This window comes from Dyella sp., assembly GCF_036568765.1.
Classification (GTDB): domain Bacteria; phylum Pseudomonadota; class Gammaproteobacteria; order Xanthomonadales; family Rhodanobacteraceae; genus GSA-30.
This window is the reverse complement of record NZ_DATCRY010000061.1, coordinates 18,768-33,316: the sequence shown is the minus strand read 5'-3', so window position 1 is coordinate 33,316 and position 14,549 is coordinate 18,768. Positions and strand designations below refer to the sequence as shown.

Annotated in this window: 12 protein-coding genes; 4 read left to right on the top strand and 8 right to left on the bottom strand. The window is 62.3% G+C overall.

The genetic code is table 11. The annotated features are described in order from the left end of the window. The 5 genes from VIM98_RS05070 to VIM98_RS05050 form a co-directional block, all read right to left on the bottom strand. Positions 1 to 1,230, bottom strand: a 1,230-nt coding sequence (locus VIM98_RS05070; protein ID WP_331992010.1) for an MFS transporter, incomplete at its 3' end; no start/stop codon positions are given. A 146-nt stretch (positions 1,231 to 1,376) separates the two neighbouring features. Continuing rightward, positions 1,377 to 2,195, bottom strand: a complete 819-nt coding sequence (locus tag VIM98_RS05065; protein ID WP_331992009.1) for a polysaccharide deacetylase family protein — start codon at positions 2,193 to 2,195, stop codon at positions 1,377 to 1,379. Between the two features lie 5 nt (positions 2,196 to 2,200). Next, complete coding sequence (locus VIM98_RS05060) at positions 2,201 to 2,539, bottom strand: DUF1330 domain-containing protein (RefSeq protein ID WP_331992008.1); 339 nt, start codon at positions 2,537 to 2,539, stop codon at positions 2,201 to 2,203. 4 nt (positions 2,540 to 2,543) lie between these two features. Beyond that, entirely contained in the window at positions 2,544 to 3,371 is an 828-nt protein-coding gene (locus tag VIM98_RS05055; RefSeq protein ID WP_331992007.1) for a fumarylacetoacetate hydrolase family protein, read from the bottom strand. Beyond that, on the bottom strand, positions 3,368 to 3,838 hold the full coding sequence (locus VIM98_RS05050) for a nuclear transport factor 2 family protein (protein ID WP_331992006.1): 471 nt from the start codon (positions 3,836 to 3,838) through the stop codon (positions 3,368 to 3,370). Before VIM98_RS05050 ends, VIM98_RS05055 begins: the two co-directional genes overlap by 4 nt. 235 nt (positions 3,839 to 4,073) lie before the next feature. On the opposite strand from VIM98_RS05050, the gene VIM98_RS05045 reads away from it, so the two are divergent. After that, a complete protein-coding gene (locus VIM98_RS05045; RefSeq protein WP_331992004.1) occupies positions 4,074 to 4,898 on the top strand; it encodes an IclR family transcriptional regulator in 825 nt (274 codons plus the stop codon). Positions 4,899 to 4,922: 24 nt separating this feature from the next. Further along, positions 4,923 to 6,449, top strand: a complete 1,527-nt coding sequence (locus VIM98_RS05040; RefSeq protein ID WP_331992003.1) for an aldehyde dehydrogenase (NADP(+)) — start codon at positions 4,923 to 4,925, stop codon at positions 6,447 to 6,449. A 16-nt stretch (positions 6,450 to 6,465) separates the two neighbouring features. Here VIM98_RS05040 and VIM98_RS05035 read toward each other — a convergent pair whose 3' ends face one another. Next, the gene (locus VIM98_RS05035; RefSeq protein WP_331992002.1) at positions 6,466 to 8,868 is read right to left on the bottom strand and encodes a DNA translocase FtsK; all 2,403 of its coding nucleotides are present in this window, start codon (positions 8,866 to 8,868) and stop codon (positions 6,466 to 6,468) included. A 195-nt stretch (positions 8,869 to 9,063) separates the two neighbouring features. On the opposite strand from VIM98_RS05035, the gene VIM98_RS05030 reads away from it, so the two are divergent. Beyond that, positions 9,064 to 10,092 carry a restriction endonuclease gene (locus VIM98_RS05030; RefSeq protein ID WP_331992001.1) on the top strand — a complete coding sequence of 343 codons (1,029 nt, stop codon included), beginning with the start codon at positions 9,064 to 9,066 and terminating at the stop codon, positions 10,090 to 10,092. Positions 10,093 to 10,141: 49 nt separating this feature from the next. On the opposite strand, the gene VIM98_RS05025 is transcribed toward VIM98_RS05030, so the two are convergent. Beyond that, positions 10,142 to 10,663 (bottom strand): hypothetical protein, encoded by a 522-nt coding sequence (locus tag VIM98_RS05025; protein WP_331992000.1) that lies wholly within the window; start codon positions 10,661 to 10,663, stop codon positions 10,142 to 10,144. Positions 10,664 to 10,789: 126 nt separating this feature from the next. After that, positions 10,790 to 12,970: a catalase/peroxidase HPI gene (gene katG / locus VIM98_RS05020; RefSeq protein ID WP_331991999.1), complete on the bottom strand. Its 2,181-nt coding sequence runs from the start codon at positions 12,968 to 12,970 to the stop codon at positions 10,790 to 10,792. A 581-nt stretch (positions 12,971 to 13,551) separates the two neighbouring features. On the opposite strand from katG, the gene VIM98_RS05015 reads away from it, so the two are divergent. Further along, positions 13,552 to 14,250 (top strand): hypothetical protein, encoded by a 699-nt coding sequence (locus VIM98_RS05015; protein WP_331991998.1) that lies wholly within the window; start codon positions 13,552 to 13,554, stop codon positions 14,248 to 14,250. Positions 14,251 to 14,549: the final 299 nt, after the last annotated feature.

Sequence of the window (14,549 nt, the reverse complement as noted above, 5' to 3'; positions counted from 1 at the left end):
GAGCGCGATGCCGCGTGTTTCCGGCAGCAGCAAGGTGGCGAGAATCGCCAAGGTGTAGCCGCCTAGCGTGAACAAGCCGATCGATTGGCCCAGCGGCATGTGCCCGGCGAGCACGCCGACCAGGGCCACGCAAAGCGAACCGATGCCTTTGCCGAAGTTGTACGCGAAGGCCTGGCCCGCACCACGGACAGCCGTAGGAAAAAGCTCGGTGAAATAAGGCCCGAGCGTGCTGTACGACGCACCGAGGCAGAAGCCAACCGGGAAGCACATGACAAGCAGGGCTGTGTCGTTCAGAGGCAGGAACAGGTACGCGAGCATCACCAGCCACGAAGTCGCCGAAACCAGCAGGAAATTCCGTCGGCGCCCGATGGCATCGGTGAGATAGGCGCTGCCGACGAAGCCAAAGAACGAGCCCACCGTGACCGTGGTCATATAAAGGCCGACGCTGCCGACCGACAGGTGTCGCACTGTTTTCATGAAGGTCGGCAGCCAGGGGATAACCGCGCTGCCCGCACCGATGACGCCCAGGGCGAGCAGCGAGGAGAGTACCGTCGTACGCAATATCCCCGGTCGGAAAATAGCCAGCACACCCGGCGCGCCACTACCTGCCTGGCGCTCGGCGGCACGGGTCTGCGTGAAGATCTCCGGTTCTTCCAGATGGCGCCGGATGAAGATCACCAGGATCGCCGGTGTCACGGAGAACCAGAACAGGGCGCGCCAGGCGAGATGCTGTGGCAATACCCAAAATGCAGCAGTCGCGATCAAGGTCGCCAGCGTCCAACCTACGCCATAGCCGCTCTGGATACAGCCGACAGCCTTGCCGCGATGTTGCGGGCGGATGATTTCACCCATCAACACAGCGCCCGCCGCCCATTCGCCGCCGAAGCCAAGACCTTGCAGAAAGCGCAGCGCCAGCAATTGCTCGAAGGATTGCGCAAACCCCGCCAGTGCGGAGAACACGGCAAACCACAGCACGGTGAATTGCAATACCCGCAGGCGGCCGTAGCGATCGGCAAGAATGCCGCTGATCCAGCCGCCGATCGCGGTGGCGATCAGGGCGGCCGTACCCAGGTAACCCGCCTGCGCCTTGCTCAACTGCCATGTCGCCATCAACGCGGGAATCATGAAACTGAAGAGCTGTGCATCCATTGCGTCGAGGCTCCACCCGGAGAAGCAGGCCCAGAAGGTCTGCTTCTCCCGTTTGGACAAATCGCGATACCAACTGAACATGGGCGTGGTTTCCCTCGTATGGGAGCGTTCGCGTTTGAATGGGCAATATCGCCCTCTCCCGGACACAGGCGTCCGAGCCTTGATCGAACCGGAGAGCGACGCGTTCTAGCGGCGCCGGATGATTCGCGTCCGAATCATGTCCATGCTTACTGTGCCGTTCCGGCGATCGTCACGCGTTCGGCCACGTGTTCATGGCTCGCGATCCAGACGTCGGGGCAGCGTTTGAAATAGGTCAGGATCTCCTCGAGCGCGGCGACCATCATCGGACGTCCTCCGAACTGGCAGTGCAGCGCGATGGCGAGAAACGATCCACTCTCGTGCTGGCGCAGGAAATCCAAGGTGCGCGTATAGACATCCACATAGTCGCGTGGACTGCCGCGCAATACGCGGTTATCGGTGAAATCGCTATTGGGAACGGCCACCAGCGGTCCGGCGGCGGTCTCCACGCGATGCGGGACATCGGCGTCATTGACATCGCTGTGCCAGCGCAGGCCTGCTTCGGCAAGAAAACCCGCCGTATGGGGTGTGAAGGCGAGCACCGGGCTGAGCCATCCCGTGACCGGTTTGCGGCTGACCGTGTTGAGCAGATCGAGCGAACGGCGAATGGTCGCGCGTTCCTCTTCAGGCTCCATGTAGGTGAGTAAGCCGTCCTGGGTATAGGCATGGCCCGCCAGATCGTGGCCCGCTTCGACCACGGCGCGTACGGCGTCTGGATACGTTTCCACGCAACGTGCATTGGTAAAGAACGTTGCCGGCAAGGCGTGTCGATCCAGCGTGCGCAAGATCCGCCATACGCCTTCGCGACCGCCGTAGCTGGCCCAAGATATGCCGGCGTGGTTGACGGTGCCTGGCTTCAATGCGGTGGTTTGTACCGAGTAGCTCGGCGCGTTGCCATCGGACCAGGTTTCCAGCAACACGGTCAAACAGACCGCTACTCGCTTGCCTTCGGGTAGAGAAAGCTTCATAGGTTTCATGTTTGCTCACCGCTCGACACAGCAAGAGGGTCTTGCGCAGCCGCCGCGCCTTCGACGATAAGCACGAAGCGGTTTTCGGCACCGCTGCGGCGGATGGCGGCAGCTTGCTGATATTCGCTGGAGGCGTACCAGGCTTGCGCCTGTTCGAGGTTCGGGAATTCGATAACGGCCATGGCCAGCGGCGGCGGTGGCCCTTCCAGCCCGGTGAGCCGGTCCGATAGAGCCAGGTAGCGTCCACCGAAGCGCGCGATCGACGACGCCGCGAGCGGGCCGTAGCTTTCGAATACCGTACCGTCCCACTCGCGTAAACGTTCGGCAACGACGAAGGCCTTCACGGCATCACTCCTTCAAGCCTTCGCCAAGCGCAACGCCGCGTACGACGGCGGTATCGGTCGGTGGCGAACCGCACTCGTCGGAGATACCCGAGGCGCCTTCGACGATCAGGTTCTCCAGCATACCCAGACCATCGACTTCGACCGTGACCACATCGCCGGGTTGCACCGGGCGGGAGTTGGCCGGCGTGCCGGTAAGAATCACATCGCCGGGATAGAAGGTGTGCGTGCGCGCCAGGTCGGTCAGCAGATAGGCCATGCTCCAGATAAGTTCGTCGAGCGAGGCCTCCTGCACCACCTTGCCGTTGACGCGTGTGCGCAACACCTTGCCGTCGGGTCGCCAGCCGCGTACCAGGCCAGGACCGAGCGGGCCGAGCGTATCGGCACCTTTCACGCGCACCATCGAACCGCGGTCGGTTTCGCGAAAATCGTGCAGGCCGAAGTCGTTGGCGAGGGTGTAGCCGGCGATGTAGTTCTCCGCATCGGCCATGCGGATATGGCGACAGGTGCGCCCGACGACGATGCCGACCTCGCCCTCGTAGTTGAGGTATTTGCAGCCCTGCGGTCGCACCACGTGCCCTTTATGGCTGTTCAAGGCGGATGTCGGCTTCTGGAAGTACGATGGCGTGTCGGGGCTGGTCGTCTTCAGCTCATGCACGCGGTTCATGAAATTCAAGTGCGCGCAGATGATCTTGGTCGGCGTGCAGGGCGGCAAGTGGATGGCGCGATCGACGTGGACCGTGCGCCCATCCGGCGCGTGCAGCTGGTCGCCTTCGCGGGTGACTTCCGTCGCGACGCCTTCGAGCAGAATCCGGCGGGTTTCGATGATGCTCACGAATGCTCTCCTGTGGTGCGGTTGCTCGCCGGACGCGCGCCAGCCGGCGGCGCCGCCGGATAGTCGCGTCCCACATAATCGAAACCGCCCAGTTCGAAGCGGTCCCCGTCGGCGGGTTGAGGGGTGGCGTAATAAGCGCGAATTTCGCGGATCAGTCCGCTGGCCGGGTCGTGTTCGTACCACTCGATGCCGCGAAGCAGCTTGTCGTGACGGGTCTTGAAGTGGCTCCATTCCATGACCGCTTGCCAGGACGCAGGCGCGACGACCAGGCGATCCACTGTCCAGTAGGAGCCCAGTTGCGCCACGGCATCGCGCCAGCGCTCGGCGATCTTGCGCGCCCCGCGGAAAGGGCCCTCATACATGCCCGGCGGAAAGTAGTGCACGGCCTCGGGTACGAAGCACGCCATCATGCCTTCGACATCGGCGGCGTTGCAGGCATCGAAATAGCGCCGGATAAGTGCCTCCATCCTTGCCGCTCGATCGTCGAGATTCACTGCCGTCATCGTTCGGACCTGTCGCTATCAGTGGAGGGCGATGCTAGACCCGCCTTATCTGATATTCAATACCCTGATTTGTATTCCAATATGCTGGAATACAATGATGCGAAGCAGCAGGGCTGGAAACTGCGGGCGATTGTGCTTATTGTGGCGCAAGGCGCGACTACACTGGTGCGCCAGCGAGCCACCTATGACGGAGCATCCAATGAATGACACTGATGTCCAATACACAGGAAAAGTGGCTAGGGAAGCTGGGGCCACTGGCGGCGCGCGCGCACTGGTCCCCGCGCTGGACCGGGCCATGCAGATCCTGGCGCTGCTGGAATCCTCGCCCCGCCGTTCCTATACGGTGGCCGAAATCACGCGCACGCTGGGCATTCCCAAATCGAGCGCCTTCAACATCTGCAACGCCCTCTGCGAGGGGCAACTGCTGCGCCGTTCGCGCGACGGTTTCCAGTTGGGCCGAGGCCTCGTGCAGCTCGGTTCGGCTTACATATCCAGTGTGAATGTCGTGGGGGAGTTCTACGATGCATGCCGCGCCGCACCACCGGAACTGGGTGCGGTGATCCAGCTGGCGGTGATCGACGAACAGTTCGATACCGTCTATCTCGCCCTGCAGGACTGCAACAGCGGCCTGCACCTGGGCCTTGGCGGCGGTGTCGGGCGGCGCGTGCCCGCCAATTGCACGGCTTGCGGCAAAGCGCTGCTGGCGATGCTGCCTCCCGCGGAACTGGAGCGCCGGCTGGCTTCGATCGGCCAGCTTCCGAAAATGACACCCAAATCGATCGTCTCCAAAGCCAAGCTCCTGCAAGACATCGCCGATATCCGCCACAGCGGCTTTTCGCATGACAACGAAGAAACCATCGCCGGTCTCACCTGCATCGCCAAGGCGATGTCCACGCCGCACGTCGATGGCGGCTACGTGGCCATCAGCATCAGTGCGCAACGCGACTTGCTGACGAGCGAACGCAAGGCGGCCATCCGCGACACGCTTACCGGCATCTGCGAAACCTTCCGGCATCGCATCTAGCCGACCGACAACATAGAGGCTTCCATGAACGCAACAAGCAGCGCGAGTTTCCGCGGCATCGATCCGGCGACGGGAAAGCCGCTGGATGCCGAGCATCCTGTGCATGGACCGGGCGACGTAGAACGCGCGTGCACGCTTGCGGCGACGGCATTTCGCACGTACCGGGAAACCTCGCCGGCGCAGCGCGCCGCCTTTCTCGAAGCGATCGCCGAACGCATCTTGCGAACCGGCGATCGCCTGCTCGACATCGCATGCGCGGAAAGCGGACTACCGGCGGCGCGCATCCTTGGCGAACGCGGTCGCACCGTCGGCCAGCTGCGCCTGTTTGCCGAAGTCGTGCGCGCCGGCGATTGGGTCGACGTGCGCATCGATCCGGCCTTGCCGGATCGCCAACCTGCGCCGCGCTCCGATCTGCGCCTGCGTAAGGTGGGCATTGGACCGGTTGCCGTATTCGGCGCATCGAATTTTCCGCTCGCTTTCTCAACGGCGGGCGGCGACACCGCCTCCGCGCTGGCTGCCGGATGCCCGGTCGTCCTGAAAGCGCATCCGGCGCATCCTGGCACCAGCGCGCTGGTCGCCGCGGCGATAGCCGACGCAGTCGCTGCATGCGGCCTGCCCGAAGGCGTGTTCCAGCACCTGAGCGGGCCTGGCAACGCGCTCGGTAGTGCCCTGGTCCGCGATCCGCGCATCAAGGCGGTCGCCTTCACCGGTTCGCGCGCGGGCGGTCTGGCGTTGGTCGCGCTCGCCGCCGCGCGCCCGGAGCCCATTCCCGTGTATGCGGAGATGAGCAGCGTCAATCCGGTGTTTCTGCTGCCTGGCGCGCTGACAGCGAAAGCCGAAGCGCTCGGTGAGGCATTCATCGGGTCGCTGACTTTGGGTGCGGGTCAGTTTTGCACCAATCCCGGACTGGTTTTCGCAGTGGCCGGCGAGGCGCTCGCACGCTTCGAAGCCGCGGCCGCAGCCAGCCTCGCCAGGACGCGCGCCGCAACCATGCTTACTTCCGGTATCCACGCCGCCTACGAACGTGGCATCGAGCGGCTTGCCGTTCATGGCGAGGTGCAGCAGCTTGCGCGGGGTTGCGCCAGCGACGGCGAAAACCAGGGTCGCGGTGCCTTGTTCGCGGTCGATGCGGCCACGTTTCGTGCCGACCCGGCCTTGCGCGAGGAAGTCTTCGGTGCCGCGTCGATCATTGTGCGCTGCGCGGACCTGGAAACGCTCATGGCGCTGGCAGGCGAGATCGAAGGTCAGCTGACCGGAACGATGCACCTGGATCGGGACGACCACGAAACCGCGCGCCGCTTGCTGGGTCTCCTGGAAGATCGCTGCGGCCGCGTGCTGGTCAACGGTTGGCCAACCGGTGTCGAGGTATGCCATGCGATGGTGCACGGCGGGCCTTTTCCCGCGACCTCGGATGTACGAAGCACCTCGGTGGGGAGCCTGGCAATCGAGCGTTTCCTGCGACCGGTGTGTTATCAGGATGTACCGGACGATCTGCTGCCACCCGCATTACGTCGCAGCAACCCGCTTCAGTTGCCTCGTCGGGAAGGGTAAGGCACCTTCCGGCTGCTCACTCCGCAGGCGCGGGAGCAATCACATCGCGCTGCCCGTTGATCCCCATCGACGATACCAGGCCTGCTGCTTCCATCGCTTCGACCAACCGTGCCGCACGGTTATAGCCAATGCGGAACTGTCGTTGCACGAACGAGATCGACGCACGGCGCGTACGCAATACAAATGCCGCGGCCTCGTCATAGAGCGGGTCGAGTTCGGCGTCACCGCTCTCTTCGGCAAACAGTTCGCCGGATCCTTCGCCTGGCGGCCCGGCGAGAATTTCATCCTTGTAGTCGGGTTCGCCGAACTGCTTGAGCCAGGTCACGACGCGATGGACTTCCTCGTCGGCGACAAACGCGCCGTGGATGCGCTGTGGATAACCCGTGCCCGGGGGCAGGAACAACATGTCGCCCTGACCCAGCAGGCTTTCCGCACCCATCTGGTCGAGAATGGTGCGTGAGTCGATCTTCGAGGACACCTGGAACGCCACGCGCGTAGGAATGTTGGCCTTGATCAGGCCGGTGATCACATCGACCGACGGTCGCTGCGTGGCTAGGATCAAGTGAATGCCGGCGGCGCGCGCTTTCTGCGCCAGGCGCGCAATGAGTTCCTCGATCTTCTTGCCGGCAACCATCATCAGGTCTGCCAGCTCGTCGATCACCACCACGATCAACGGCAAGGTATCGAGGTTCTCTGGAATTTCGGGATGCGCCGGGAAGGGATTCATCAGCGGCCGCCCGGATGCTTTCGCATCGCGCACTTTCTGGTTATAGCCAGCCAGATTGCGCACGCGCAGCTCGGACATCAGGCGATAACGGTTTTCCATTTCCGCCACGCACCAGTTGAGCGCGTTGGCAGCGAGCTTCATGTCCGTCACGACGGGCGCGAGCAGATGCGGAATGCCTTCGTAAACCGAAAGCTCCAACATCTTCGGATCGATCATGATCATGCGCACGTCGTCGGGCGTGGCTTTGTACAACATCGACAGGATCATCGCGTTGACCGCCACCGACTTGCCCGAACCGGTGGTGCCGGCAACCAGCATGTGCGGCGCACGCGCCAGGTCGGCCACCACCGGCTCGCCGGTAATGCCCTTGCCCATGGCCAGCGTCAGTAGCGACTCCGCATCGCGATAGACCGACGAATCGAGAATCTCCGAAAGCGCGATCATCTGCCGCTGCTCGTTCGGCAGCTCCAGACCCATGCATGTCTTGCCCGGAATGGTTTCGACCACGCGAATCGAGCTGCGCCCAAGACCTCGCGCCAGATCCTTCATCAAGGCGACGATCTGGTTGCCGCGTACGCCGGTGGCCGGCTCCACTTCGAAACGCGTGATGACCGGGCCGGCGGAGGCACCTACCACCGTGACGGGCACCTTGAATTCGCGCAGGCGTTGCTCGATAAGCTCGCCGGTCTCGGCCAGCTGAGCATCTCCGATATGCGTCGATTCGAGTTTCGGCGGAGCCAGCAACGTGAGTGCAGGCAGGCGAGGCGCGGGGCGCATGCGCGGCGCGAACGCCGCGACCGGCGCTGGCACGACCGCGTCGATCGTAGCTCCTGCGGCGATGTCGTCGTTGGCCGCATAGCTGCGCACGCGTATCGGCGCAACGCTGCCGGCTTGCGACTCCGGCACATAAGTCGTCACGGGTGCCGGCTCTTCTGGTACGACCGGGGTTTCAGCCGGCACCGGCACCTCGTCCGCTGTTGCGACAGGCTCGGCCAGGCGCCGCTGCTGTGACACCTGCGCGGCTGCAACAATAGCCGCTGTCGATACCGACGGCGGACGGGGTCTCGCCGGTCGATAGGCGGGAGATACACCGTCGCGTACCGCTTTGGGCAACAACCAGGGCTCATCGATAACGTGCTCGCGTACCGGCACTGACGGCTTGGCGGACGACTCGACGACGCGCGACGTTGACGCTGCACGATGCGGGCGCCCTTGCCGTCCACTGCGACGCACGGCCCCGCCACGCGCGCGACGCCTCCCAGGCGCGCGACGCGATACACGATCGGTCAGCCATTGCGCGCCGCCGATCGCCCAGGCGCCGAGTGGCTCGATGATCTCCGAGGCGCGTGCCAAGGCATCCTTCCACGGCCGGCCGAAGTACCAGGGCAGGGCGAGTGCAAGCACCGCCAGCATCAGCAACGCCGTCAAGGGAGCGCCGAATACGCTGCCCAGGCCGTCGGCGAGAGCACGGCAGATCGAGCCGCCCACATCGCCGCCAGCGGTGATCGCATCCAGCACGACGCCTTCCAGCGCCGCACTGGCCGACAGCACAGCCAATGTGCCCAGCCAAAAGCGGATCGCACCTGAGCCGCCAGCGCCGCCGCGCCGACGCAACAGAGTCAACAGGCGCCAGACGGGGCGGGCCAACCACAGTGTGGACAGCCCGAAGCCGCCGAAGAAAAGAGAGAACATGCCTGGGTTCGCGCAAGACTATCCAATATCGCCAGTATGTTAGCCGTTGTTCGTAAGTCCCGATAGCGAAGCTGTGGATAATTTTCGGGGGTCGCTCAAGTTTTCGACCGAGGTGCCGATCTGACCGGCGTACGAGGATGGAAGGCATCCTGCCCGCGCCGTCTTATCGATATCGACGATTCACGGAGGAAGCCCATGCGCCGCTGGGGACCCAAGCCCGTCAGCAAGCGGTACGACGACGCGCTTTCGCGCGTCGACCCGAACGCCTTCGAACAACTGGTGGCCGGCTATTACCGGCAACAAGGCTACGATGTCACGATCGTTGCCCAACCCGGTAGCTTCGACGGCGGGATCGACCTGAAGATGCGCCGCGATGGGGAGGTAACCATCGTGCAGTGCAAGCGCTGGAACGCCTTTCAGGTATCCACGCGCGAAGTACAGCAACTGCTCGGCGCGATGATGACCGAACGCGCCACGCGTGCCATCCTCGTCACCAGCGGCGAGTTCACGCGTGCGGCCTTGCGCAGCGGCGACGAAGTTGCACAGCTGCAACTGATCGATGGCGCGACGATCCGGGCCATGCTCGGTCCTGTGGCCGAACCCGCGCCGAAGGCGGCCAACGATGCTGCTCCCATGGCCGTTCCGGCGCCGCCCTTCCCGGCGCGTGCTGCGTCTACGGTGTCACGGCGACCTGTAAAGCCACGCCCTGTTCCCATCTGGTCGCTTGCCCTGCTTCCCGGAGCGCTGGCGATACTGCTGTTCGCGCTCTGGCCCAGGCATCCCGCGCCAACCGTTTCATCGCCGACGGCAACGTCGGCGCCGCTGCCTGCCAAGGCGATAAGCGATGCGTCGCATGCAAGGCCAGCGCACGCGGCTCGCACGACCGTCCCTCCCATGCATCCCCGGCCCAAACCGGTTCCACCTTCCGAGCCGGCCACGATCTACCGCTCAGGCGATATGACGCCCGAGCAATACTCGCAATGGCAGCGCCGTCGCAGCGGTAATCCATCCACGCCGGTGCTCTATACCGACGACAATGTCGTGTATCGCGCCGGTACCATGTCGCAACGCGATTACGAAAACTGGAAACAACGAAGGAACGCGGCGGGTTTACCTGCCTCTACCGTGCCGGTTACCGAAGCCGAACTGCAATCCTGGAAGCGCAAGAACGAGGAATCCATGCGGATCCTGCAGCAGACGACACCGGAAGCGCCGAGCTACTAAAAGCTATCGGCCTCATGACGTTCATCGCGGCCGGCCATGTCACGCATCCTCAAGCCCAGGTGCCACGCCTGATCGCCTGCGCTTGTGCATCATGCACGTAGGCACGCGCACTGAGCCAGCGTACCAGTGGGTCATCCGCTCGCAATGTCATCAGCCGTGGCAATTGGCGATAGGCATGGGCCAAGGCGTGAAACGCATCGTCGAGGGAATCGTCCGATGCCAGCGTTTGCATGAACGCCCACACATGCGCCGTGGCTGGCAGAAAACCATGCGTCATGGCCAGGTTCCATGCCTTTGCGTATTCGCGTGCCAGGTTGATCACCACAGTGTGTGTGCGCCGTACGCCGAAAGCCTTCAGCTGCAACGTCACTTCCGGTTGTGCGCAACGCTGTGCCGTGTGCGCCAGATGCGCAAGCAGCCGCTGCCACTGTGCCAACGCGACGACAGCTTGCCGGCCTCTCGGACAGTAAGCGGCATCGGCGTTACCGGAAATATGGGCTGGAAGCAGCGCGACTGTCCATGCGAGCAAATCGCCTCTGGCGATGCTGTCGAAGAGCTCCTGCGTCATCATGGCCATCCTCGTCGAATCGGGTGGCGCTTGACGCGCTCCGCCCTTGGAGGCTAGGCAGTGGCCGCCATGAAAGGGCGACCACTGCCGGATTACCACAAACGCTTATGGCTACGTCTTAGAACAAGCTCATCGCAGGTCGAAGCGATCCAGGTTCATCACCTTGGTCCACACCGCGACGAAGTCGTGCACGAACTTCTCCTTCGCATCGCCGCTTCCATACACTTCGGCCAGCGCTCGCAGCTCCGAGTTCGAGCCGAACACCAGATCGACACGCGTACCCGTCCACTTGCGAGCGCCCGTGGCGCGATCGCGGCCTTCGAAGAGGCTTTGCGACTCGTTGACAGGTGTCCACACCGTGCTCATGTCGAGCAAGTTGACGAAGAAATCGTTGGTCAACGTCTCCGGCCGCTTGGTGAACACGCCGTGTGCCGTTTGCCCGACGTTGGTATTGAGTACGCGCAAGCCACCGATCAGGGTGACCAGCTCCGGTGCGGTCAGCGTAAGCAGCTGCGCCCTGTCGATCAGCAATACCTCGGCGGGTATGTCGAAATTGCCTTGCTGATAATTGCGGAAGCCATCGGCGATCGGCTCGAGCGCTTCGAACGAAGCCACGTCGGTCTGCGCCTGCGTGGCATCCGTGCGCCCAGGTGCGAACGGCACGTTCACCGCATGGCCGGCGTTCTTCGCGGCCTGCTCGATAGCAGCGGTACCGGCCAACACGATCAAGTCGGCAAGCGAAATGCGCTTGTTGCCGCTCTGGGCACCGTTGAACTGCGCTTGGATGCCCTCCAAGGCCGCAAGTACCTTGGTCAACTGCGCGGGCTGGTTGACTTCCCAATCCTTCTGGGGAGCAAGGCGGATGCGCGCACCATTGGCGCCGCCGCGCTTGTCGGAGCCACGAAAGGTCGAGGCGGAAGCCCAGGCCGTCGATACCAACTGCGAGATCGGCAGACCGGACGCGAGGATCTTTTCCTTCAGCTGAGCGACATCCTGGGCATTGACCAGCTCATGATCGACGGCGGGAACTGGGTCCTGCCAGATCAGTTCTTCGGCCGGAACTTCGGGGCCCAGGTAACGCGCACGCGGACCCATATCGCGGTGAGTCAGCTTGAACCAGGCTCGCGCGAAAGCATCGGCAAACTGCTCCGGATGCTCATAGAAGCGACGGGAAATCTTCTCATAGGCCGGATCGACGCGTAGCGAGAGATCCGTGGTCAACATCGACGGTGCACGACGCTTAGTGGGATCGAACGGATCGGGCACAGTGCCTTCGCCGGCGTTCCCCTTCGGCTTCCACTGGTGCGCACCCGCCGGACTTTTGGTGAGTTCCCATTCGTAGCCGAACAAATTTTCGAAGAAGTTGTTGCTCCACTTCGTCGGCGTGGTTGTCCAGGTCACTTCCAGGCCGCTGGAAATCGTATCCGGCCCGTGGCCCTTGCCATACTTGCTGGCCCAGCCCAGGCCCTGCTGCTCGATTAACCCGCCTTCCGGCTCCGCACCGACGAGGCCGGCATCGCCTGCACCGTGTGTCTTGCCAAAGGTATGCCCACCGGCAATCAGCGCGACGGTCTCTTCATCGTCCATCGCCATGCGGGCGAAGGTCTCACGGATATCCCTGGCAGCGGCCAATGGATCGGGCTTGCCGTTCGGTCCTTCCGGATTGACGTAGATCAGACCCATCTGCACGGCAGCCAGCGGGTTCTCCAGGTCGCGCTCGCCCGAATAACGCTTGTCGTCCAGCCAGCTGCTTTCCGAGCCCCAGTAAACGGACTCTTCCGGCTCCCACACATCCGGGCGGCCACCGGCGAAACCGAAGGTCTTGAAGCCCATCGATTCCAAGGCGACGTTGCCCGCCAGAATCATCAGGTCGGCCCAGGAGATCTTCTGGCCGTACTTCTGTTTGATCGGCCACAACAAGCGCCGCGCCTTGTCGAGGTTGACGTTATCCGGCCAGCTGTTCAGCGGAGCGAAGCGCTGCTGACCGCCGCCCGCACCGCCGCGGCCATCGCCGATGCGATAGGTACCGGCACTGTGCCAAGCCATGCGGATGAAGAGCGGACCGTAGTGACCGAAATCGGCCGGCCACCAATCCTGCGAATCTGTCATCAAATCGTGAAGATCTTTCTTCACCGCCGGGAGATCCAAGCTCTTGAAGGCCTCGGTGTAGTTGAACTCCTTGCCCAGCGGGTCCGACAACGGCGAGTTCTGGTGCAGAACCCGGATGTTGAGCTTGTTGGGCCACCAATCCTTGTTGGAGGTGCCGCCTCCGGCGACATGCTTGAATGGACACTTCGCTACTGCTGCCATGTGTCTTCTCCTCTGATATGACTGCACCCGGGTTGGGGGGGCGAAAAGGACACCTGACCGGGTGCAAGCCATGTCCGGTTCCCCAAAAACTGGCCTTTTTGCCCGCGTTGTGTGGACGGCGGACAATCTGGCCGATGCTTAGTGTCGACGAGCTACAGGGATGAGGTTCCGCCGATCACGATGTCTTTGCAAATTCGTTTTTTCGATGGCGGCGATAGTCGGCATTGATGGATTTCAGGTCATTCGATTGAAAAGCAAGCCAGGCCTTTTCCAGGCAAAGGAAATCTACGAACCCAATGAACAGCGCTGGTAAATAGATGGCGTGGAGACGGTCATCGATACATGAGCGGTCATGGGCAAAAGCATAGATCAATAATTAAATGCTGCGAATCGGCGACTGTCCTATTGACGACATAACGAATGACACAGAAATTTTCGTACTCATCTTTTTCCGTTGGCAACGATTGCAAGATTCGGTAGTCACGTCGATCCGCGTGAGCCCTAAGCGATGAGCGGAATTTGGCGGTACTCTTGCGGGAGCTGACTAAGATTCCACGCTTCCCTATAAATGGAACTTACCGATGTACCCGAACGTTTCGCTTTCCGCCGGCGGTATAAACACGCTGATTCCTTACGCTGCATCCACGCCGTCTGCTGTTGCCTCTTTCGCCGGCTCGAAGATTGAGAATGCTCTTTACTCGCTCTTTAACCGATCTCGCGAAAGCGATTGCAACGACGAAGCTCATGCTGTCGGCTTTCCGTTGTCAAGAGAATGTGACGATACGATTGCAACGACCCTCCTCGGGGTGGTCTGCGTCGCTGGTGCTGCTTATGTCGGAAGTAAAATCGCGGGGCGCGTCTTCGATTATTTTTCCGGTACCGGTAAAGAGCAGAAAGAGGGTCTGGGTCATTTGGTTGTGCCGCGCGCAGCGGATTTTCGCTTGGACGAAAAGAGCGCCGGCAAGACGGAAATCGCCACGCGCGACTGTGCCGCTCTCCCTTCCTCTCTTGCTAGCGAGCCTGACCTTATAAGTCGCATGGGCTTCATCTACGCCACCATGCCTGTCACACCCGACATCCACACATATGTTCTTTTCAAGCAGCCCACCGGCCTTCCGCTATCCGAGAATCATCTGGCTCACCCGCCAATGGACTTTCTGGCGAAAATCATTCGTATTCCTGCGAACGGCGGGACGCGCCTGACCCTGACTGGATCGGGCTCTTCGCCGCAGCCCGCTCTGGAAATGGCGGTACCTGGTACCACCATGACTACGCAGTAATCGATTTTTGACTGTCATCCAGTTCGCGGTCGTGCGTGTACGACCGCGATCGCGACGTGCGCTGGAAAAAATCGGCGCCACGTTCGAAGGCGTCCCTCGGCGCGACAAGATCGAAGCCAACGGCAAACCTAGAGACACAGCTTTAGTATTCGGGAGTGTTTCTCCTGATCGACCGCATCACGTGTTTCCCCTGTTGAACGCATTCTCGAAAGCTGTCTGTTCGGGCAGCGATCCAAGCTTGCCGGGCACGTCGAAGTCTTGGCAAGAGAGCGGCGTAGAAGAGGGGAAATCGCGTAACG